Annotated in this window: 21 protein-coding genes and 1 pseudogene; 6 read left to right on the top strand and 16 right to left on the bottom strand. The window is 59.4% G+C overall.

Features of this window, described 5'->3' with window-relative positions:
* The first annotated feature begins 70 nt into the window (after positions 1–70).
* Positions 71–589 (top strand): acyloxyacyl hydrolase, encoded by a 519-nt coding sequence (locus ACIQU2_RS22465; RefSeq protein WP_347804053.1) that lies wholly within the window; start codon positions 71–73, stop codon positions 587–589.
* Between the two features lie 58 nt (positions 590–647).
* Here ACIQU2_RS22465 and ACIQU2_RS22460 read toward each other — a convergent pair whose 3' ends face one another.
* The 12 genes and pseudogenes from ACIQU2_RS22460 to ACIQU2_RS22405 form a co-directional block, all read right to left on the bottom strand.
* Positions 648–953: a YkgJ family cysteine cluster protein gene (locus tag ACIQU2_RS22460; protein ID WP_008153413.1), complete on the bottom strand. Its 306-nt coding sequence runs from the start codon at positions 951–953 to the stop codon at positions 648–650.
* Between the two features lie 69 nt (positions 954–1,022).
* Positions 1,023–1,511 (bottom strand): DUF2878 domain-containing protein, encoded by a 489-nt coding sequence (locus ACIQU2_RS22455; protein ID WP_403144042.1) that lies wholly within the window; start codon positions 1,509–1,511, stop codon positions 1,023–1,025.
* Positions 1,504–2,775 (bottom strand): class I SAM-dependent methyltransferase, encoded by a 1,272-nt coding sequence (locus ACIQU2_RS22450; RefSeq protein WP_403144040.1) that lies wholly within the window; start codon positions 2,773–2,775, stop codon positions 1,504–1,506. Before ACIQU2_RS22450 ends, ACIQU2_RS22455 begins: the two co-directional genes overlap by 8 nt.
* On the bottom strand, positions 2,762–3,577 hold the full coding sequence (locus ACIQU2_RS22445) for a DUF1365 domain-containing protein (RefSeq protein ID WP_403144038.1): 816 nt from the start codon (positions 3,575–3,577) through the stop codon (positions 2,762–2,764). The genes ACIQU2_RS22450 and ACIQU2_RS22445 overlap by 14 nt, the downstream gene beginning before the upstream one ends.
* Positions 3,574–4,821: an NAD(P)/FAD-dependent oxidoreductase gene (locus tag ACIQU2_RS22440; RefSeq protein WP_403144036.1), complete on the bottom strand. Its 1,248-nt coding sequence runs from the start codon at positions 4,819–4,821 to the stop codon at positions 3,574–3,576. The genes ACIQU2_RS22445 and ACIQU2_RS22440 overlap by 4 nt, the downstream gene beginning before the upstream one ends.
* Complete coding sequence (locus tag ACIQU2_RS22435; RefSeq protein ID WP_403144034.1) at positions 4,818–5,600, bottom strand: SDR family NAD(P)-dependent oxidoreductase; 783 nt, start codon at positions 5,598–5,600, stop codon at positions 4,818–4,820. Before ACIQU2_RS22435 ends, ACIQU2_RS22440 begins: the two co-directional genes overlap by 4 nt.
* Positions 5,597–6,019 carry a nuclear transport factor 2 family protein gene (locus tag ACIQU2_RS22430; RefSeq protein WP_347804047.1) on the bottom strand — a complete coding sequence of 141 codons (423 nt, stop codon included), beginning with the start codon at positions 6,017–6,019 and terminating at the stop codon, positions 5,597–5,599. Before ACIQU2_RS22430 ends, ACIQU2_RS22435 begins: the two co-directional genes overlap by 4 nt.
* On the bottom strand, positions 6,012–7,457 hold the full coding sequence (phrB, locus tag ACIQU2_RS22425; RefSeq protein WP_403144033.1) for a deoxyribodipyrimidine photo-lyase: 1,446 nt from the start codon (positions 7,455–7,457) through the stop codon (positions 6,012–6,014). Before phrB ends, ACIQU2_RS22430 begins: the two co-directional genes overlap by 8 nt.
* 20 nt (positions 7,458–7,477) lie before the next feature.
* Positions 7,478–8,419: a MerR family transcriptional regulator gene (locus ACIQU2_RS22420; protein WP_403144031.1), complete on the bottom strand. Its 942-nt coding sequence runs from the start codon at positions 8,417–8,419 to the stop codon at positions 7,478–7,480.
* Between the two features lie 10 nt (positions 8,420–8,429).
* The gene (locus ACIQU2_RS22415; RefSeq protein ID WP_403144030.1) at positions 8,430–9,389 is read right to left on the bottom strand and encodes a YbgA family protein; all 960 of its coding nucleotides are present in this window, start codon (positions 9,387–9,389) and stop codon (positions 8,430–8,432) included.
* A gap of 216 nt (positions 9,390–9,605) precedes the next feature.
* A pseudogene (locus ACIQU2_RS22410) lies at positions 9,606–9,734 on the bottom strand (TIGR02450 family Trp-rich protein); the annotation flags it as partial.
* The gene (locus tag ACIQU2_RS22405; protein WP_403144028.1) at positions 9,731–10,717 is read right to left on the bottom strand and encodes an NAD(P)/FAD-dependent oxidoreductase; all 987 of its coding nucleotides are present in this window, start codon (positions 10,715–10,717) and stop codon (positions 9,731–9,733) included. The gene ACIQU2_RS22405 and the pseudogene ACIQU2_RS22410, both read right to left, overlap by 4 nt.
* Positions 10,718–10,913: 196 nt before the next feature.
* Between ACIQU2_RS22405 and ACIQU2_RS22400 the strand changes: the two genes are divergently transcribed.
* Both ACIQU2_RS22400 and hemH read left to right on the top strand, forming a co-directional pair.
* A complete protein-coding gene (locus tag ACIQU2_RS22400) occupies positions 10,914–11,816 on the top strand; it encodes a TIGR01777 family oxidoreductase (protein ID WP_403144026.1) in 903 nt (300 codons plus the stop codon).
* A 13-nt stretch (positions 11,817–11,829) separates the two neighbouring features.
* On the top strand, positions 11,830–12,855 hold the full coding sequence (hemH, locus tag ACIQU2_RS22395; protein WP_403144024.1) for a ferrochelatase: 1,026 nt from the start codon (positions 11,830–11,832) through the stop codon (positions 12,853–12,855).
* Positions 12,856–12,984: 129 nt separating this feature from the next.
* Here hemH and ACIQU2_RS22390 read toward each other — a convergent pair whose 3' ends face one another.
* On the bottom strand, positions 12,985–14,259 hold the full coding sequence (locus tag ACIQU2_RS22390) for a uracil-xanthine permease family protein (protein WP_347803319.1): 1,275 nt from the start codon (positions 14,257–14,259) through the stop codon (positions 12,985–12,987).
* Positions 14,260–14,261: 2 nt separating this feature from the next.
* Positions 14,262–14,900: a uracil phosphoribosyltransferase gene (gene upp / locus ACIQU2_RS22385; protein ID WP_131059473.1), complete on the bottom strand. Its 639-nt coding sequence runs from the start codon at positions 14,898–14,900 to the stop codon at positions 14,262–14,264.
* 165 nt (positions 14,901–15,065) lie between these two features.
* On the opposite strand from upp, the gene ACIQU2_RS22380 reads away from it, so the two are divergent.
* From ACIQU2_RS22380 to ACIQU2_RS22370, 3 genes are all read left to right on the top strand, one after another.
* Entirely contained in the window at positions 15,066–15,623 is a 558-nt protein-coding gene (locus ACIQU2_RS22380) for a hypoxanthine-guanine phosphoribosyltransferase (protein WP_347803320.1), read from the top strand.
* 164 nt (positions 15,624–15,787) lie between these two features.
* Positions 15,788–16,273 (top strand): hypothetical protein, encoded by a 486-nt coding sequence (locus tag ACIQU2_RS22375; protein WP_347803321.1) that lies wholly within the window; start codon positions 15,788–15,790, stop codon positions 16,271–16,273.
* A 62-nt stretch (positions 16,274–16,335) separates the two neighbouring features.
* Positions 16,336–16,623 carry a PA4642 family protein gene (locus ACIQU2_RS22370; RefSeq protein ID WP_008153397.1) on the top strand — a complete coding sequence of 96 codons (288 nt, stop codon included), beginning with the start codon at positions 16,336–16,338 and terminating at the stop codon, positions 16,621–16,623.
* Positions 16,624–16,779: 156 nt separating this feature from the next.
* Here the strand turns inward: ACIQU2_RS22370 and mqo are convergent, their stop codons facing one another.
* Positions 16,780–18,288 carry a malate dehydrogenase (quinone) gene (gene mqo / locus ACIQU2_RS22365; protein ID WP_347803322.1) on the bottom strand — a complete coding sequence of 503 codons (1,509 nt, stop codon included), beginning with the start codon at positions 18,286–18,288 and terminating at the stop codon, positions 16,780–16,782.
* Positions 18,289–19,027: 739 nt separating this feature from the next.
* Positions 19,028–19,261: a hypothetical protein gene (locus tag ACIQU2_RS22360; protein WP_347803323.1), complete on the bottom strand. Its 234-nt coding sequence runs from the start codon at positions 19,259–19,261 to the stop codon at positions 19,028–19,030.
* Positions 19,262–19,390: the final 129 nt, after the last annotated feature.

Genomic DNA, 19,390 nt, shown 5'->3' with positions numbered 1-19,390 from the left:
TAAGCGTCGACTTCTATAGCGTCAAGCAACAAAAAAACCATACGAAATCGTTCGGAAAAGGATGTTTCTAATGAAGCGACTATTCTGCTTGGCCGCGATTGCGGCCGCACTGATGGGGCACAGTTTTACCGCACAGGCGGCAGGCGTGGAGTTCGCGGTCGGTCAGACTAGCGAGTCGACCATGACCTACCGACTGGGCATGCAATTCGATTGGGACAAGAGCTGGTTGCAGAGTGATATCGGTCGTTTGACTGGTTACTGGAGCGGTGCCTACACCTATTGGGAAGGCGACAAGACCTCCAGCAACCACAGCCTGTCGTTCTCCCCGGTGTTGGTTTACGAGTTTGCCGGGCAGACCGTCAAACCCTACCTGGAGTTGGGGGTTGGCATAGCGTTGTTCGCCAATACCGAAGTCGAAAACAACAACCTCGGCAATGCCTTTCAGTTTGAAGACCGGTTCGGTTTTGGGCTGCGCTTTACGGGCGGACATGAAGTCGGGATTCGTGCGACGCACTATTCAAATGCCGGGCTGAGCAGCCCGAACGATGGTGTAGAAAGCTACGCGCTGCATTACACGATGCCGTTGTAAGCCTTGGCGCTTTAAATGTGGGAGCAGGCTCGCTCCCACATTAGATCCTCATTCAGATTCAGCGATACGCCGTGGTAATCCCTTGGCGTTCGTCGATGCATTCTGGTGCGCCCATCTCGAACTCCCGGCAGATCAACGGGCGTTTTTCATAGATGGTGCACATCATCGTGTTGCGATCCAGCGCGGCGCACCAGCCGTCATCCAGACGCAGCATGACCTCCCCACCCCAGTCATCGGTATCGATAAAACGTTCGGGCACGCCCGTGTCCGTGATCAGCATGACTTCGAGCTGACAGCAGCATGCTGCGCAGGTCGAGCAGGTGACCGCAGGCTCGGCGATTTGCGTATGGGGAATGGTTTTCATGGCGCCCAGTGTAAGGCAGTGAGCCGGTACTGTGTGAAAGGCCTGACGGACGCTCAGCTGCGGTTATCCTCAGCCCCGCCGCTGAGCCATGAAATGCAGCAGCGGAAACAGCAGTGCCCAGAGCAGGCCGATGCCGATCAGTGTCGGCAGGTGTCCGTAGGGAAATTGCACCCCCGCCAGTTGTCCACCGGCGTAGTACGACAGCGGTCCACCCACCGCTCCCAGCAGACTCGCCCGCCACCAGGGTTCGGCGCTCCACAGCAGGCAGTGGCGCAGGGTAGTTGCCAGCAACGCCCAAAGCAGCATCAGCCACAGCGGAATCAATGGCGGGAGATCCATGAACTCGAACACTCCCAGCCAGCGCAATGCACTGTCCACCGCCGTGCCGATGAGTACCACGCTGAGGATCAGCCGACCTTCTTGCTCCCAGCTGCTTATCCACAGCAGATGAATGACCAGCGCCCCTACCGCCACCAGTAACCACAAGCTGTTGCCGCCCACCACGCAAACAAACCAGCCGAGCTGGAACAACGCGGCATTGGCCAGCTTTTCAAGCATCGAAACGTCCCAGCAGCGGCGCGGTGATCGCTGCGGGTTTGGCCAGCAGCAACTGCGCAGTACCGATGGTGCGCTCCAGGAACCCACCTTCGCAGTAACACAGGTAAAACTCCCACAAGCGCAGGAAGTGATCGTCGTAGCCCAATTCACTCAAGCGGCCTTGGGCTCGACGAAAATTTTCATGCCAGAGGCGCAAGGTTCGCGCGTAGTGCAGGCCGAAATCTTCCATGTGCAGCAGGTTCATGTCGGTGTCGCGGCTGACGATCTCGAGCATCTTCTGCACACAGGGCAGGGCGCCGCCAGGGAATATGTAGCGCTGAATGAAATCGACACTGCCCTTGGCCTGTTCGTAGCGCTGCTCGCGGATGGTGATCGCCTGCAATAGCATCAAACCATTGCTTTTGAGCAGGTGTGCGCATTGTTTGAAGTAAGTGGGCAGGAAGCGATGACCCACGGCTTCGATCATCTCGATCGACACCAGTTTGTCGTACTGGCCGGTGAGGTCGCGGTAATCCTTGAGCAGCAGTGTGACCTGGTCTTGCAGGCCTAGGGCTTCGATTCGCTGTGCGGTAAAGGTGTACTGCTCCTTGGAGAGCGTGGTGGTGGTGACCTTGCAGCCGTAATTCTGCGCCGCGTAAAGCGCCATGCTGCCCCAGCCCGTACCGATTTCCAGCAGGTGATCGCTCGGTTTAAGGGCGAGTTTCTGGCAGATCCGCTCCAGTTTGTTCATCTGCGCCTGTTCCAGACTGTCCTCTGGCGTAAGGAACTGCGCCGCCGAATACATCATGGTCGGGTCGAGGAACTGTTCGAACAGGTCGTTGCCCAGGTCGTAGTGGGCGGCGATGTTTTTCTGTGAGCCCTTGCGCGTATTGCGATTGAGCCAATGCAGCCCCTGTACGAAAGGCCGGCCGAGTTTCGCCAGACCGCCCTCCATTGCGTCCAGCACTTCAAGGTTGCTGACGAACACCCGGACCACCGCCGTCAGGTCCGGCGAACTCCAATAACCATGGATAAAAGCCTCACCCGCGCCGATCGATCCGTTGCTCGCCACCAGGCCCCACGCCGCCGCGTCGAGGATATGAATCTCCCCCAGCAAATGACTGCCCGCAGTTCCAAATACATGCCGTTCGCCGTCTTCGACGACCACCAACTGCCCGTGTTTGAGCTGCGCCAGTTGCCGCAATACGCCCCGGCGCAGGAGCGATCCGGTGAGGCCGTTGGTGCTGAACAGGTTGGCCTTGACCGAGACACTAGAGGATTTCATGACGGCGATCCTTGGGCGGAACGGTGGCGGTTTGAAAGCTGCCATCGGCAGCCTGATGAGCAAATATCGGTGTGCGTTTGAGCAGCAGGCGCAGAGCTTGCCAATAAATCGCCAGACAGGTTTTCGCGGTCATCCACGGAAAGCGCCGCAGGTAACCGTGCAGGCTGGCGCGATCGAGGGCTTCGCGTTTCAGGTTGAGCGTGGCGTCGAACAGTTTCAGTTCGCCTTGCCAGTCGGCCATGTGCACGCCGAGTTTTTTTGCGGCGGGGCTGAAGCTCATCCGGTACTCGAGATCGCGCGGTAAAAACGGCGACACGTGAAAGGCCTTGGCCACGGCGAAATGTTGATGAAAGTCGCGCAGGTCTTGCGGGGCTTTGGCGGGTAACACGTAGTGATATCGCTCGCGCCATGGGGTGTTGGTGACTTCGGCGAGAATCGCCGCCAGTTGTCCGTCGGCTTCATGGCAATAGAAAAAACTCACCGGGTTGAACGACAGGCCCCAACTGCGGGGCTGGGTCAGCAGGCAGATCGAGCCTTGTGGCACGTGCCCGATAGCCTCGCCGACCTGTTGGCGCACCGCGTCGATCAGGCGCATGCCGCTTCCGGTGAAGGCCTTGAGGTAATCACTTTCGCGAAACGAAAAGGGCGAAAATCGGCTGTTGCCCGACAGTGGCGATAACCCGAGCACCGCGTCCTGTTCGTCGAGGTCCAGGTACAGCAGGCCGATCCGGTAACTGAATTCGTGAGGCCTTGGGGCAAATCGTCGATGGGCGATCCAGCCGCTGTAGAGGGCGCTGTTCACAGGGATTCCCCGAACGACCGGGCAACACGCAGGGCGCTGACCACGCCGTCTTCGTGGAAACCGTTGGCCCAATAGGCGCCGCAATAATAGGAGTGTTGTGCGCCATTCAATTCTTCCCAGCGTTCCTGCGCGACAACCGCTGCCAGGCTGTATTGCGGATGGGCATAGGTGTATTTGGCGAGCACCTTCAACGGGCTGATACCGGCGCTCTGGTTGAGGCTGACGCAGAAGGTGGTATCGCTCTGAATGCCTTGCAGGATGTTCATGTCATAGGTGACCGCAGCCAGCGTGTGGCCGGCGCCCCCGAGGCGATAATTCCAGCTGGCCCAGGCGAGTTTTCGCTCGGGCAACAGGCGCGTGTCGGTGTGCAGCACCACTTCGTTGTCGGCGTAGGGCAGGGCGCCGAGGATCGATTGTTCGGCGTCGCTAGATTCGGCCAACAGGTTCAGGGCCTGATCGCTGTGGCAAGCGAACACGACTTTGTCGAAGCGTTCGCTGCCGGCGGCGCTGTGGATCACCACGCCATCCGCATCGCGCTCGACCCGAGTAACCGGGCAGTTGAGACGAATCTTCTCGCGAAACGAGGCGGTCAACGGTGCAACGTAAGCGCTTGAACCACCCTCGATCACACACCATTGCGGGCGATTGCTGACGGACAGCAGACCGTGATTCTTGAAGAACCTGACGAAGAATTGCAACGGGAAACCCAGCATGTCGGCCATGGACATCGACCAGATTGCCGCGCCCATGGGCACGATGTAATGCAGGATGAAACGCTCGCCGTAGCCGCCGGCCTTCAGGTATTGATCCAGCGTGGTGTCGGCGGCGATTCGCCCTTCGGCCAGGTCGCGCTGTGCTTCTTTATTGAAGCGCAAAATGTCCCGCAGCATGCCCCAGAAGCCCGGCGACAAAAAATTGCGGCGCTGGGCAAAGAGGCTGTTGAGGTTGTTGCCGTTGTATTCAAGACCGGTGTCCGGGTCGGTGACAGAGAAGCTCATCTCCGTGGGCTTGAAACTCACGCCGAGCTCACCCAACAGACGAATGAAGTTGGGGTAGGTCCAGTCGTTGAACACAATGAAGCCGGTGTCCACGGCATAGCGCTGGCCCTCCACGGTCACATCCACGGTGTGGGTATGACCGCCGACCCAGTCGCTGGCCTCGAACAGAGTGATCTCGTGGCTGCGATTGAGCAGGTAGGCGCTGGTCAGCCCCGAGATGCCGCTGCCGATGATGGCAATGTTCACGGCACATCCTTGATCGGCGGATTGCTGCGCAGCATGCGCTTGCCGATGGCGAGCTTCACGCGGTTGGGCATTTTCGACAGTGGCCAGAGGGCTGCCATGAACAGCGCCGGGAAAGCGATCTCCAGTGGACGATTCTTGAGTTTGGCAAAGATGTGCCGCGCAGCTTTGCCCACTGGCCAGCTGAGTGGCATCGGGAAGTCGTTTTTCGCCGTCAGCGGCGTGTCGACAAACCCAGGGCTGACCACGGTGACTTCGATGCCTTCCGGCGCCAGGTCAATGCGCAACGATTCGAACAGATATCGCAGCCCGGCCTTCGACGCACCATAGGCTTCGGCCCGCGGCAGCGGCAGGTAGGTCACCGAGCTGGCGACGCCCACCAGATGCGGCGCGGTGCCGGCCCGCAACAGGGGCAGGGCGGCTTCAATGCAATAACTGCTGGCCAGTAGATTGGTGCGCACGACGTGCTCGACGAGCGACGAATCGAACTGCCGAACGTCGACATACTCGCAAGTCCCGGCATTGAGGATCACCGTATCCAGCGAGCCCCAGTCTGCAGCAATCTGCTCGCCGATTTCACGCACGGTCTGGCTGTTGGTCAGGTCACCGGCCACCACCATCACTTGCCCGGGATAACGCTGCGACAAGGCTTTCAGTGGCGCCACCGAACGTGAACTGACGGCCAGGTGGGCGCCGGTTTTCAGTATTTCTTCGGCCAGCGCGGCACCAATGCCGCTGCTGGCACCGGTCAGCCAATATCGTCGTGGAGGTGTAAGACTCATCCCATTCTCCTTTTCAGCCAGGCAATCGCCCGACCCAATACGGGTAAATGTTCATAAAGCAGTGCCCCGGCATCGAAGTAATCCCGGTGGCGATAAACCTTGTCGCGCCAGAGCAGGTGCGAGCAGCCGTCGACCTGAATCAACCGGCCACCGGCCAGGTGTGGATGGCGGTAGCTCATGACCCAGCGCAGATAACCTTCGCCTTCGCCGATCTGGTCGAAGCCGTGAAAATCGAAACGCAGTTCGCTGACGTTGGCGTAGAGCCCGGCGAAGTAGCCGCGCAGTTGCCCAAGCCCCTGCACTTCGTGCAGCGGATCGGTGAAGTGAATGTCGGCGGTGTACAGCTCATTCAGGCGCTGAAGGTTGTCTTTGTTCAGGTCTGCAAACTGCCGGGCAAAGCGCCGCAGGAAATCACTCATAGGCACCCCCCGCGTTCTGTCGCGAGGGCAGGTTCTTGAACGCGGCCAAGGCGCGCACGCGGGAAGTGCTCAGGTTGACGATCGGCGATGGATAATCCGCCACACCGAACAACCCGCCCACGTCCGCCGGGTTGTGCACTTCTTTTTTGTTGAGCCCGGCCAGCTCCGGCAGCCAGCGCTTGATGAACACGCCTTCTGCATCAAATTTTTCCGACTGGCTCAGCGGGTTGAAAATCCGGAAGTAAGGCGCCGAATCGGTACCCGTGGACGAGCTCCACTGCCAGCCGCCGTTGTTCGCGGCCAGGTCGCCGTCGATCAGATGCCGCATGAAAAAGCGCTCGCCTTCACGCCAGTCGATCAGCAGGTTCTTGGTCAGGAACATCGCCACCACCATGCGCAAGCGGTTGTGCATCCAGCCGGTTGCGAGCAATTGGCGCATGGCCGCGTCGATAATCGGCAGGCCGGTACGGGCCTCTTGCCAGGCCAGGAGATCTTCGGGGGCATCGCGCCAGGCGAGGGCTTCGGTTTCCGGGCGGAAGGCGCGGTGACGGGAGACCCGAGGGTAGCCCACCAGAATGTGTTTGTAGAACTCGCGCCACAGCAGTTCGTTGATCCAGGTGACGGCGCCGACCTTGCCGCTTTCGAACTCGCCCTGATTGCTTTGCAGGGCGGCGTGCAAACACTGGCGGGGGGAAATGACGCCGGCGGCGATATAGGCCGAAAGCTGACTGGTGCCGGGTTTCGCCGGGAAATCGCGTTCGCTTTTGTAGTAGTCGATGTGGGCGTCGGCGAAGGTGTGGAGCCGGCGACGGGCTTCGGTTTCACCGGCCGGCCAGAGAGCGCGCAAGGTTTCGCCGGGAGTTTCGAACCCGTCGATATGGTTTGGAATCTTGTCGCTGTTGGTCGTCAGCGAAGCCTGGACGCTGGGTGCCACAATCAGCGGCGGTAGTGAGCCACGCAATCGGTCGTAGCAAACCTTGCGGAACTGACTGAAGACCTGGAAGCAAGTGCCGGTCTTGGTCAGCACCGTGCCGGGCTTGAACAACAACTGGTCGAGGTAGCTGTGAAACGTTATGCCCTTGGCCTTTAGCGCTTGGGCCACTGCTGCATCGCGACGGGTTTCATGAATGCCGTACTCCTCGTTGACGTTCACCGCGTCGATATTCAACTGCTGACAAAGATCAAGCAGCACGGTCGGCGCGTCATCCCAGCGTGCTGCTTTGCGGATCAGCAGGGGGATGTTCAGCTCGCCCAACGCGCGACTCAACTCGCTCAGGTTACGCAACCAGAAATCCACTTTGCACGGCGCGTCATCGTGCTCCAGCCATTGCTGGGGACTCACCAGAAACACCGCGACAGTCGGGCCGCGGGCTGCGGCGGCCGAGAGGGCGGTGTTGTCGTGTAGGCGCAAGTCGCTGCGCAGCCAGATCATTTGCATGGTGGTGTCCGCACGCTTCATTAAATAAGCCCACGCTGAACCAGGTCCTGATGAGCCGACAACGAATCTTCGGCCAGGAACAGATCAGCGATCTCGCAAGTTATTACGGACAACTCGGCGTGGTGGATGCACACCGTCGGTCCGACAATCATTTTTGGGCATCTGACGCCATTCAAAAGTTTCGGCAGCTGCGAAAGGTTCATGGCTTTGCTGGAATACAGCAGTACGCCGCGGGCTTTCAGGTGATCGACCGCCAGCGCGAGTTCACCGGCGGGCAGTGGCCAGTCGAATACCTCCACCGGGCAATCGACGCTGCTGATCAGCCACGCGGTGAGCCACAGGTGAGGTTCCAGCGGCAGGTCCGAGTGATTGATCAACAGCAGCGGCGTGGTGCGCAACTGACGGTTGTTATGGTAGATGCGTGCGCCGAATTTGCTGCGCAACCAGGAATGGAAAAACACCCGCTCCATCTGTGCGCCGAACTGGCCCTGCCAGCGTTTTTCCAGTTCTGCCAGCAAAGGCATCAGCAGTTGTTCGCACAAGGTTCGCGGCGGATACAGCGCCATCGCCTGATTGACGGTGTCATCGAGGGGGCGTTCGCTCAGTTGAGTGACCGCTTGCAGCAGCGTATGGCGCAGCACTTGCCAATCGTTTTCGACCGATTCGGTAAACGCTTGCGGGGTGTCGAGCAGTTGCTTGACCTGGCTGACGGCCACGCCGCGATTGAGCCAGGTGAGAATCGTCAGGATGCGTTGCACGTGTTCGGCAGAGAACAGCCGATGACCCTTGGGCGTGCGTTGCGGCACGATCAGGCCATAACGTCGTTCCCAGGCCCGCAGGGTGACAGCGTTGACGCCGGTCTGCCGCGCGACCTCACGGATCGGCAGCCAGCCTTCGTCGAGGGCTTTCTTGAAGTCGGCGCCGAGGTCTTCGCTGGCGCTGGTGTCGAGTGGGCTTTTCATTAGATTGTCATTAGATCGCGTTTCGCAGGCTGAGATTTTCCGGATGCGGTTGCAGGTAAACCTGTTGTGCAATGTACGGATCCGGATGTTGACGAAAGTAGTGTTTGAGCAGCGTCAGCGGCACCACCAGCGGCACGATACCGTGGCGATACTGGCCGATGACGTGCTGCACTTCCTGTTTGTCTTCAGGGCTGATCGTCTGTTTGAGATAGCCACTTATGTGTTGCAAGACGTTGGTGTGGGTGCGGCGGGTGGCGCATTTTTTCAAGGCCGCCATTAGCTCGCTGAAATAGCGGGGGCCGAGTTCGTTCGGGTCGGTCTGGCCCATGTTGCCCAGCAGGTTGCCCAAGGTTTTGTATTGCACCGGGTTGTGGGCCATCAGCAGGTATTTGTAGCGCGAGTGAAAATCCGTGAGGCTGTGGCGAGTCAGGCCTTCTTGCAGTAACTGCTGCCAGGCACTGTAGGCAAACACGCGCGTAAGGAAGTTTTCCCGCAGTACCGGGTCGTTGAGTCGGCCATCCTCTTCCACCGGTAAATCCGGATGCAGGGCGCAAAAGGCCTGGGCGTAGATGCCGCGACCGCCGCCGTCCACCGGCGCTCCGTTGGCGTGGTAGACCTTGACCCGGTCCAGGCCGCACGACGGGGATTTCTGCATGAATATGTAGCCGCAAATATCGCCCAGCTCGGCCGCCATTTTCTGACCGTACTCAGCGAGTGGCCGGGTGACATTGATCGCGGGGTCGACCGTGCCGATGGCTTCGGGGTGTTCGGGGTTACCCACCAAACGGATGGGTTCGCGAGGAATGCCCAGGCCGATGGCGACTTCCGGGCACACCGGGACAAAATCGAAGTAGTCAGTGAGGGTGCGGCTGCACAGCCGCGACTCCTTGTGCCCGCCGTTGAAGCGCACCTCGGCGCCCATCAAGCAGGAGCTGATAGCGATTTTCGGTTTCACGCTGGCGTGGGGCATCGGAGCACCTCGAATCTAAACCTGTACAGAGTGTTGATTCTGTACAACATGACTTCATCATAGATTCAAAGGTGTACAAGTCAAATATTTTGTATAGGTTTTTATCTGGGGCGAAGGTGACCCCTGTAGGAGCTGCCGAAGGCTGCGATCTTTTTGGTCGTCGCGCCGAAGATCAAACGATCGCAGTCTTCGGCAGCTCCTGCCACCAGCCCAGCCATCAACTTCCAGCACCGTGCCTTGCTCGTCGCGGAACAGTTCGGTGATCAGAAAATGTTGTTCGCGGTTTTGCGGATGGGCTGCTGTCCATTTCGACAGCAGCAACTTGTTCGGATTAATGCGGTTCACTGCAGGTGTGCATGCAAGCGGCGAGCGGCTTCCTGGCCGCTGAGCCAGGCGCCTTCGACACGGCCGGACAGGCACCAGTCGCCGCACACATAAAGGCCCAGGTCGGCATCGGCCAGTACACCCCATTCATGGCTGCCGGCGGGGCGGGCGTAGAGCCAGCGGTGGGCGAGGCTGAAGGTCGGGGCGGGCATGGCGTCGTGCAGCAGTTCGGCAAATGCGCCGTGCAATTGCTCGATCACCGCTTCCTTGGACAGGTCGATATGTTGCCGGCTCCAGGCGCTGGTGGCGTGCAAAACCCAAGTGTCGAGTGTGTTGTCTCGCCCGGGTTTGCTGCGGTTGCGAGCCAGCCAGTCGAGCGGGCTGTCCTGTACGAAGCAGCCTTCCATGGGCGTATCCAGCGGTGTCTCGAACGCCAGCGCGACAGCCCAGGTCGGGTCCATTTTCACCCCGGCGGCGGCACCGGCGAGTTTCGGCGCGGAGGCCAGCAGTGCAGTCGCCTGAGGCGCCGGCGTGGCGATAATCACATGACTGAACGGGCCGTGGGTGAAGCCTTCGGCGTCCTGCAGATGCCAGTGCTCCTCGCCGCGATAGACCTCGGTAATGCGGCAGGCGAAATGCACTTCCAGGTCGCCGAGCAGGCCGCGGGTGATGGCGCTCATGCGCGGCGTGCCGACCCAGCGAGTCTGTTCGTCCGGCGACAGACTGAGCTGGCCGCCATGGTAGGTGTAGAGCTGCGGCATCCATTCAGCGACCCAGCCGTTGCCTTGCCAGCGCTGGACTTCAGTGACGAAGCGGCGATCGCGGGCGGTGAAATATTGCGCGCCCATGTCCAGAGCACCCGCATCGCTGCGCTTGCTCGACATGCGTCCGCCACTGCCGCGGCTTTTATCGAAAAGTTGAACGACATGCCCGACCTCTGTCAGGGCATGGGCGGCGGAGAGCCCGGCGATGCCGGTGCCGATGATTGCGATAGGTACAGTCATAGGGGCCTCGTTTACCTTTCTGTACAGACTACGCCGTGGTTTAAACCTGTACAATATTGTTTTTTGGTATAACTTTTAGCGTTCTCGTTCTGACAGCTTGGCCTATTGTTAATCACAGAGCCTGCCCGATACCAAAGATCCCTGCTTATAAAAATAGACTAGTGATCAGGGTAAAACGCTACGCGAGGAAGTAGTCATGCACATATTGCTGACCGGCGGTACTGGTTTGATAGGACGTCAACTCTGCCGCCTCTGGTTGAGTCAGGGTCACCGCCTGACGGTCTGGAGTCGCAAGCCTGAAAAAGTCGCGAAAATCTGCGGTGCCCAAGTGCGCGCAGTGGCCCGCCTCGAGGACATCGGCCAGGAGCCGGTGGATGCGATTATCAACCTCGCAGGTGCACCGATTGCCGACCGCCCCTGGACAACCAGACGCAAAGCGCTGTTGTGGAGCAGCCGCATCACCCTGACCGAAACCCTGCTGGCCTGGCTCGAAACCCGTGAACAAAAACCGCAGGTGTTGATTTCGGGGTCTGCGGTCGGTTGGTACGGTGACGGGGGCGAGCGGGAATTGACCGAGAAGTCTCCACCGGTCATCGATGATTTCGCCAGCCAGTTGTGCATCGCCTGGGAAGAAACCGCCCAGCGTGCCGAAGGCTTGGGCATTCGCGTGATCTTCATTCGTACCGGGCTGGTGTTGTCGGCCGAGGGCGGCTTTTTGTCGCGGCTGTTGCTGCCGTTCAAATTGGGGCTGGGCGGGCCTATTGGCAGTGGCCGGCAGTGGATGCCGTGGATCCATATCAACGATCAAATCGCCCTGATTGATTTTCTTCTGCATCAGGAAGACACCAGTGGTCCTTATAATGCCTGCGCGCCCAAGCCGGTGCGCAACCGCGAATTTGCCAAGACGTTGGGCAGCGTGCTGCACCGCCCGACGTTCATGCCCATGCCGGCCCTGGCGTTAAAGGTGTGTCTGGGCGAGTTGTCATTGCTGTTGCTGGGTGGCCAGAAGGCCGTACCGGCTCGCTTGCTGGAAGCGGGTTTCACTTTCCAGTTCACTGATTTGCGCGCGGCTCTGGACGACCTTTCCAGCCGCCTTTGAAATAGGACGTTGCATGACCGATCACGCATTGCTTCTGGTCAATCTGGGCTCACCGGCCTCCACCTCGGTGGCGGATGTGCGCAGTTACCTCAATCAATTTCTGATGGACCCGTATGTGATCGACCTGCCATGGCCGGTGCGACGTTTGCTGGTGTCGCTGATCCTGTTCAAGCGCCCGGAGCAGTCTGCCCACGCCTACGCCTCGATCTGGTGGGAGGAGGGCTCGCCATTGGTGGTGCTCAGCCGTCGCCTGCAACAGGCCATGACTGCCCAGTGGACCCACGGCCCGGTGGAACTGGCGATGCGCTACGGTGAGCCGTCGATTGAGTCGAAATTGGTGCAGCTGGCCGCCCAGGGCCACAAAAAAATCACTCTCGCGCCGCTTTATCCACAGTTCGCTGACAGCACCGTGACGACGGTGATCGAAGAAGCCAAACGAGTGGTACGCGAGAAGAAGCTCGACGTACAGTTCTCGATTCTCCAGCCGTTCTACGATCAGCCGGAATACCTCGATGCGTTGGTCGCCAGTGCCAAGCCTTATTTGGAGCAGGATCACGATCACCTGCTGCTGAGTTTTCACGGTTTGCCGGAAAGGCACCTGACCAAGCTCGATCCGACCGGGCAGCATTGCTTCAAGAATGAAGACTGCTGCAAGAGCGCTTCCCCCGAAGTGTTGGCCACCTGTTACCGCGCCCAGTGCCTGCGCACCGCGTTCGAGTTTGCTAAGCGCATGGGCTTGGCAGACGGCAAGTGGTCGGTGTCGTTCCAGTCGCGTTTGGGGCGAGCGAAATGGATCGAACCCTACACCGAAGCGCGCCTCGATGAGTTGGCTGGGATGGGTGTGAAGAAGGTGCTGGTAATGTGCCCGGCGTTCGTTGCCGATTGCATCGAGACACTGGAAGAGATCGGTGATCGTGGCAAAGAGCTGTTCCGCGAGGCGGGGGGAGAGGAGTTGGTGCTGGTGCCGTGTCTTAACGACGATCCGCGGTGGGCGAAGGCGTTGAACACCTTGTGTGAAAGAGCGCCGCTGGCGCTTTAAAAGCATCGCGAGCAAGCTCGCTCCCACATTTGATCTTCTGTGAACACACTTTTTGTGAGCAACATAGATCAATGTGGGAGCGAGCTTGCTCGCGATAGCTATCTAACTGGCAGCTAAGTCCTCAAGCCGTTACAACAACGACTCATTCGCCTTCTTGTGCTTCCAGCTGTCATTACCCGGCAGCAACAGGTTCAGCGCAATCGCCGTCACCGCGCACAGCGCGATGCCTTTGAGGCCGAAGTCGTCCGGCCCTGTGCCGGTGCCGACCAATACGCCGCCAATCCCGAACACCAGGGTCACCGAGACAATCACCAGATTGCGCGCTTCGCCCAGGTCGATCTTGTGGCGAATCAGCGTGTTCATGCCCACCGCCGCAATCGAACCGAACAACAGGCACAGAATCCCGCCCATCACCGGCACTGGAATGCTTTGCAGCAGCGCGCCGAACTTGCCGACGAACGCCAGGCTGATGGCGAATATCGCCGCCCAGGTCATGATCTTAGGGTTGTAGTTCTTGGTCAGCATCACCGCGCCCGTCACTTCGGCATAGGTGGTGTTGGGTGGACCGCCAAACAGGCCGGCTGCGGTGGTGGCAATGCCATCGCCGAGCAGGGTGCGGTGCAGGCCGGGTTTCTTCAGGTAATCGCGACCGGTCACGCTACCGACAGCGATCACGCCGCCGATGTGCTCGATGGCCGGGGCCAGGGCCACCGGAACGATGAACAGAATCGCCTGCCAGTTGAATTCCGGCGCGGTGAAGTGCGGGATCGCAAACCACGGTGCGGCGGCGATTTTCGCGGTATCAACGACGCCGAAGTAGAACGCCATCGCAAAACCCACCAGCACACCCGAGATGATTGGCACCAGGCGGAAAATGCCTTTACCGAACACCGCGACGATCAGGGTGGTCAGCAGCGCGGGCATCGAGATCAGCATTGCCGTCTGATAATGAATCAGTTCGGTGCCGTCGCCAGCCTTGCCCATCGCCATGTTGGCGGCGATTGGTGCCATGGCCAGGCCGATGGAGATGATCACCGGGCCAATCACCACTGGTGGCAGCAGACGGTCAATGAAACCGGTGCCTTTGATCTTCACCGCAAGGCCGAGGAAGGTGTAGACGAAACCGGCCGCCATCACGCCGCCCATGGTCGCCGCGAGACCGAATTGGCCCTTGGCGAGGATGATCGGGGTGATGAAGGCAAAACTCGATGCCAGGAATACCGGCACCTGACGCCCGGTGACGATCTGGAACAGAATCGTCCCCAGGCCGGCGGTGAACAGCGCCACGTTCGGGTCGAGACCGGTAATCAGCGGCATCAACACCAGGGCGCCGAAGGCCACGAACAGCATCTGCGCACCCGACAGCACCGTGCGCCAGAGCGGATCGTTGAACTCATCCTGCATGCTCAAGCGTCCTTCTGCTTGGTACCGAAGATCTTGTCGCCGGCATCGCCCAGGCCTGGGATGATGTAACCGTGTTCATTGAGTTTCTCGTCAATGGAAGCGGTGTAGATCATCACGTCCGGGTGAGCTTTCCCTACAGCAGCGATGCCTTCAGGGGCCGCCACCAGCACCATCGCGCGGATGTCCCGGCAACCGGCCTTTTTCAGCAGGTCGATGGTCGCGACCATGGAGCTGCCGGTGGCGAGCATCGGGTCGATGATCATCGCCAGGCGTTCGTTGATTTCCGGAACGAGTTTTTCCAGGTAGGTGTGGGCCTGCAAGGTTTGCTCGTTGCGGGCCACACCGACGGCGCTGACTTTGGCGCCCGGGATCAGGCTCAGCACGCCTTCGAGCATGCCGATGCCGGCGCGCAGGATCGGTACTACAGTAATTTTCTTACCGGCGATTTTCTCGACCGACACAGTGCCGCACCAACCTTCGATATCGTAGGATTCCAGCGGCAGGTCTTTGGTGGCTTCATAGGTCAGCAGGGCACCGACTTCTTGAGCGAGCTCACGGAAATTCTTCGTGCTGATGTCGGCGCGACGCATAAGGCCGAGTTTATGACGGATCAGCGGATGGCGGATCTCGAGGATGGGCATGGGAAAGGCTCCGGCGGCGGGCAAAAAAACCGGCCTAGATTAATCTATCCGAGGGTGTTGTCCTATAGACATACAGTACGTTAGTCCACAAACGCTTGATCTGGCCTCGCTTGATGCGTACCTTTGCCCGCTTTTCCTGAATCCGCCACCCCCCTGGAGAGCGCCATGTCTGCTGATCTCGAGCATATCCGTCAAATCATGCGAGAGGCTGACTGCCTGTACACCGAAGCTGAAGTCGAGGCGGCCATCGCCCGCGTCGGTGCACACATCAACGACCAGCTGGCTGAAAGCAATCCGGTGGTGTTCTGCGTGATGAATGGCGGGCTGATTTTCTCCGGCAAGCTGCTGACCTATCTGAACTTCCCGCTGGAAGCGTCCTACCTGCACGCCACCCGTTATCGCAACGAAACCAGCGGCGGCGATCTGTTCTGGAAAGCCAAGCCGGAAGTCTCATTCCTCGACCGCGACGTGCTGATCATCGACGACATCCTCGATGAAGGTCACACCCTGGGCGCGATCATCGACTACTGCAAACACGCGGGCGCCCGCGCTGTGCATACCGCTGTGCTGATCGACAAGGACCACGACCGCAAGGCTCGCCCGGACCTGAAAGCCGATTTCGTCGGCCTGCCATGCATCGACCGTTACATCTTCGGTTACGGCATGGACTACAAAGGCTACTGGCGTAACGCCAACGGGATTTTTGCTGTTAAAGGCATGTAAGACCGCAGCGCCCCAAAAGATCGCAGCCTGCGGCAGCTCCTACATGATCGAGTTCACCCGAAGATTATCGGGTGTATCCGGTTCTCTGTAGGAGCTGCCGAAGGCTGCGATCTTTTGCTTTTAAACCCATGCTAGAGTGCTCGGCCCCGCCCACGGAACCTGTCATGAGCCTTTTGATCCGCAGCTGCGCCGCCCTGTTGCTGACCGTCAGCCTGCCTCTGGCTGCCGCCCCGGCGCCGATGCACGCGCAGTTCCTGCCCCCCGATGACCTGACCCTGCGTGACGCGGAGCCCGAGCAGCAACAGCTGTTGCAGGTCACCGAGTACTCGGTGGTGGTCGGCAGTCAACGCCAGTCCAACCAGCAGCCGATTCCGGTGACCTCACCGTTGCTGATCCGCCTCAAGGGCAAATCCTTGAACAAGGGCGCGACCATCAACCAGGTGCTGGTCAATTTCGATGGCGAAAGCAAAAGCCTGAAAAAGCCGATCTACGACGACAAAAGCAAAACCCTGACGCTGTTTTACCCGATGGCCCAGTACCGGGTGGTGATCGACTTGTTGCGCAATGACACGGTGTATTGCCAGTTCCTCAGCTACGCCAACGGCCATGTCTGGGCCGACCTGCACACCGGCAGCGTTCGTCCGCGTTGAGCCCGGTGGCAAGGGAGGGGTAAACTGCCCGCCCGTGAAATGTCTGCGAGCTGGAGTCGGCAATGCGTAAAGATAAGAAGCAAGTGATTGGTGACGAGATCGGCGATGAGCAGATCAAGCTGTTCCTCGATTTCGAACCGGTCGACGCCACGTCGCCGTCGCTGCACAAACTGATCAAGGCCTATCGCGGCCTGCGCATCGATGACTTCGGGCGATTTCTGACGTTCTTCGTCGAAGCCGGTCTGGATCTGGACGGCAAGGATGAGCACGGCAATGACTTCGTCGCCCTGATCAAGGATCAGCGCAACGCGGCCGAGTACATCGAACTGATCGAAAAGGCTCGCGGTTAAGATCAACAGATCGCAGCCTCGCTGCGCTCGACAGCTCCTACAAATGGTTCGCTTGCACCTGTAGGAGCTGTCGAGCGTAGCGAGGCTGCGATCTTTTAAAGGCACAAAAAAACGCCCCGCTCTCAATGAGAACGGGGCGTTTTTTATGCGGCCGAATCAAGCGTAGCTTTCGGTCTCGTTGCTGGCTTCAACCAGTTCCAGCGCGACGTTGTTCTGCACATTGATCTTGCGATACAGCGCAGCGTCGGTTTCCAGAACCTTTTCCCGAGCCGGGAAGATTTCCGCGAGCTTGGCAGCCCATTCACCAGAAGTTTTGTTCGGGAAGCATTTCTCGATCAGTTCAAGCATGATCGAAACAGTCACCGACGCACCTGGCGAAGCGCCGAGCAGGGCAGCAAGAGTGCCGTCCTTGGCCGCGACCAGTTCGGTACCGAACTGCAGAACGCCGCCCTTTTTCGGGTCTTTCTTGATGATCTGCACGCGTTGGCCGGCCACTTCCAGGCGCCAGTCTTCGGCTTTCGCTTCAGGGTAGAAGCGACGCAGCGAGTCCAGACGCTGTTCCATCGACTGCATCACTTCGCTGACCAGGTACTTGGTCAGGTCCATGTTGTTTTTGGCCACAGCCAGCATCGGGCCGATGTTGCCGGCGCGAACCGACATCGGCAGGTCCATGAAGGAGCCGTGCTTGAGGAACTTGGTGGTGAAACCGGCGTAAGGTCCGAACAACAGGGACTTCTTGCCATCGACGACGCGGGTGTCCAGGTGCGGCACCGACATCGGTGGCGAACCCACGGCCGCCTGGCTGTAAACCTTGGCCTGGTGGTGCTTGACCACTTCCGGGTTGTCGCAACGCAGCCACTGGCCACTGATCGGGAAGCCGCCGAAGCCTTTGCTTTCTTCGATACCCGAAGCTTGCAGCAGCGGCAGTGCCGCGCCGCCAGCACCGAGGAACACGAATTTCGCGTCGACGTCACGGGAGTTACCGCTGTTGACGTCCTTGATGCTGACGGTCCAGCCGTTGCCGTTACGCTTGAGGCCGGTCACGCGCTTGCAGTACTTGACCTGGGCATCGGGTGCGCAGGTCAGGTGCTTGAGCAGTTGATTGGTCAGGGCGCCGAAGTTCACGTCGGTGCCGTTCATGACGCGGGTGGCGGCGACGACTTCGTCGGCCGGCCGGCCAGGCATCATCAGCGGCATCCACTCGGCCATGGTGGCCTTGTCTTCGGTGTATTCCATGTCCGAGAAGGCGTGGTGCTTGCTCAGCGTCTTGAAGCGTTCCTTGAGGAAGGAAACGCCATCGTCGCTCTGGACGAAGCTCAGGTGCGGCACCGGGCTGATGAACGTCTTGCACGAGCCGAAGGTGCTTTTCTTGGTCAGGTAGGACCAGAACTGCTTCGACACCTCGAACTGGGTGTTGATGTGCACGGCTTTCTTGATGTCGACGGTGCCGTCGGCGGCCTGCGGCGTGTAGTTGAGCTCACACAGCCCGGCGTGACCGGTACCGGCGTTGTTCCACGGGTTCGAACTCTCCGCGGCACCGGAATCCATCAGCTCGACGACTTCCAGCTTGATCGCGGGGTCGAGCTCTTTGAGCAGTACAGCGAGGGTGGCACTCATGATGCCGGCCCCAACCAGTACTACGTCGACTGCTTCGTTATGCGCCATTTAACGCGTCTCCAAAATCTGCAGCACCAAATTGTCGGCATGGCTGCCAGGCGTTCAGGGGCGTGTCAGTGATGCCCCAGGTACCCATGGCAGTATCGCCATGTCCGAATCTTCGCAATTTTTCGCAACTTCGACGGACGCTACCGGCCGGGTCTAAAAGAGTTACATGAACTCACTTCAACGCGCGGCTGGCAATTCGACTTATGGTCGATACATCCGTTTGTGCAACCAAATCCGTAGAGGACAGGCTTCAGGCTCCGGTGTTCGAGGCGTACTCGGTCCTGTGTCGTTGGGCTGTTTCAGACGCTAATGGTGCATATTCAGACGCAAAACTATTCATTTGCTCGCCACACTCTTGTGAAGTTGTGAAAACCCGTTTTTTTCACGCTCTTTTGAAGACGTGAACCTCAAAAAAGGGCTGCCCCAGCCTGGCACCGTGCCCGGATGGATTGCCGCCATGGGATACATGACAGGCAAAACGGGCAAACAGCTCAGTGACCGAGCGTAATGACAGCTCTGCAGATTCGCGAAAAGTGGGGGTTTTGCTCAAGGAACAGCAAGCGCGCCAGCTTCACTCGATCTGTGTGGGCGGCTCTCTGTGGGCGGTGCGGGGTGTCAATACAAGCGCATTGACGATGCTGCGAGGCCCGATCAGGAGACGTCCTTATAATCGGGGGGAGATTGTAGCGAAGAAACGCAGGGAAATGGTCGTGTTTAATGACTTTTATTAGGTGTTCGGTCAGGTGGTCAACAGTTGCTGAGCCCGCGCACGTGGCTGGCGCTGGCTGACACGGGCGCTAGGGGGCAGGGGGTGGTGCAACCAGTTGAGACGGATTTCTTCGATTTCGACCCAGCCGTCGCCCATCGGCTGGAGGCTGCACTGTTTGAATGCCTGGCAGTGGCCGTTGCGGTCGAGCAGGGCGAAGCAGCGATGCAAAGGACGTGGAGCGAACAGCGAGATGAGATAGCGCATGGCGAAGTACCGTGTGGGGTGACTGCTGTAAAGGTTGCCAGCGAGCCGTGACGTGCACGTGTATGGGGGGTGACAGATGTGTGACAGGAACCGCGGTGTCAGAGATTTCAGTATTCACTGTGAGGTGCT

This window comes from Pseudomonas sp. NPDC098740, from assembly GCF_044760065.1.
In the GTDB taxonomy this organism is placed as follows: domain Bacteria; phylum Pseudomonadota; class Gammaproteobacteria; order Pseudomonadales; family Pseudomonadaceae; genus Aquipseudomonas; species Aquipseudomonas rossensis.
Note: the sequence above shows the minus strand (reverse complement) of the source record. Positions and strands in the feature narration are given on the sequence as shown.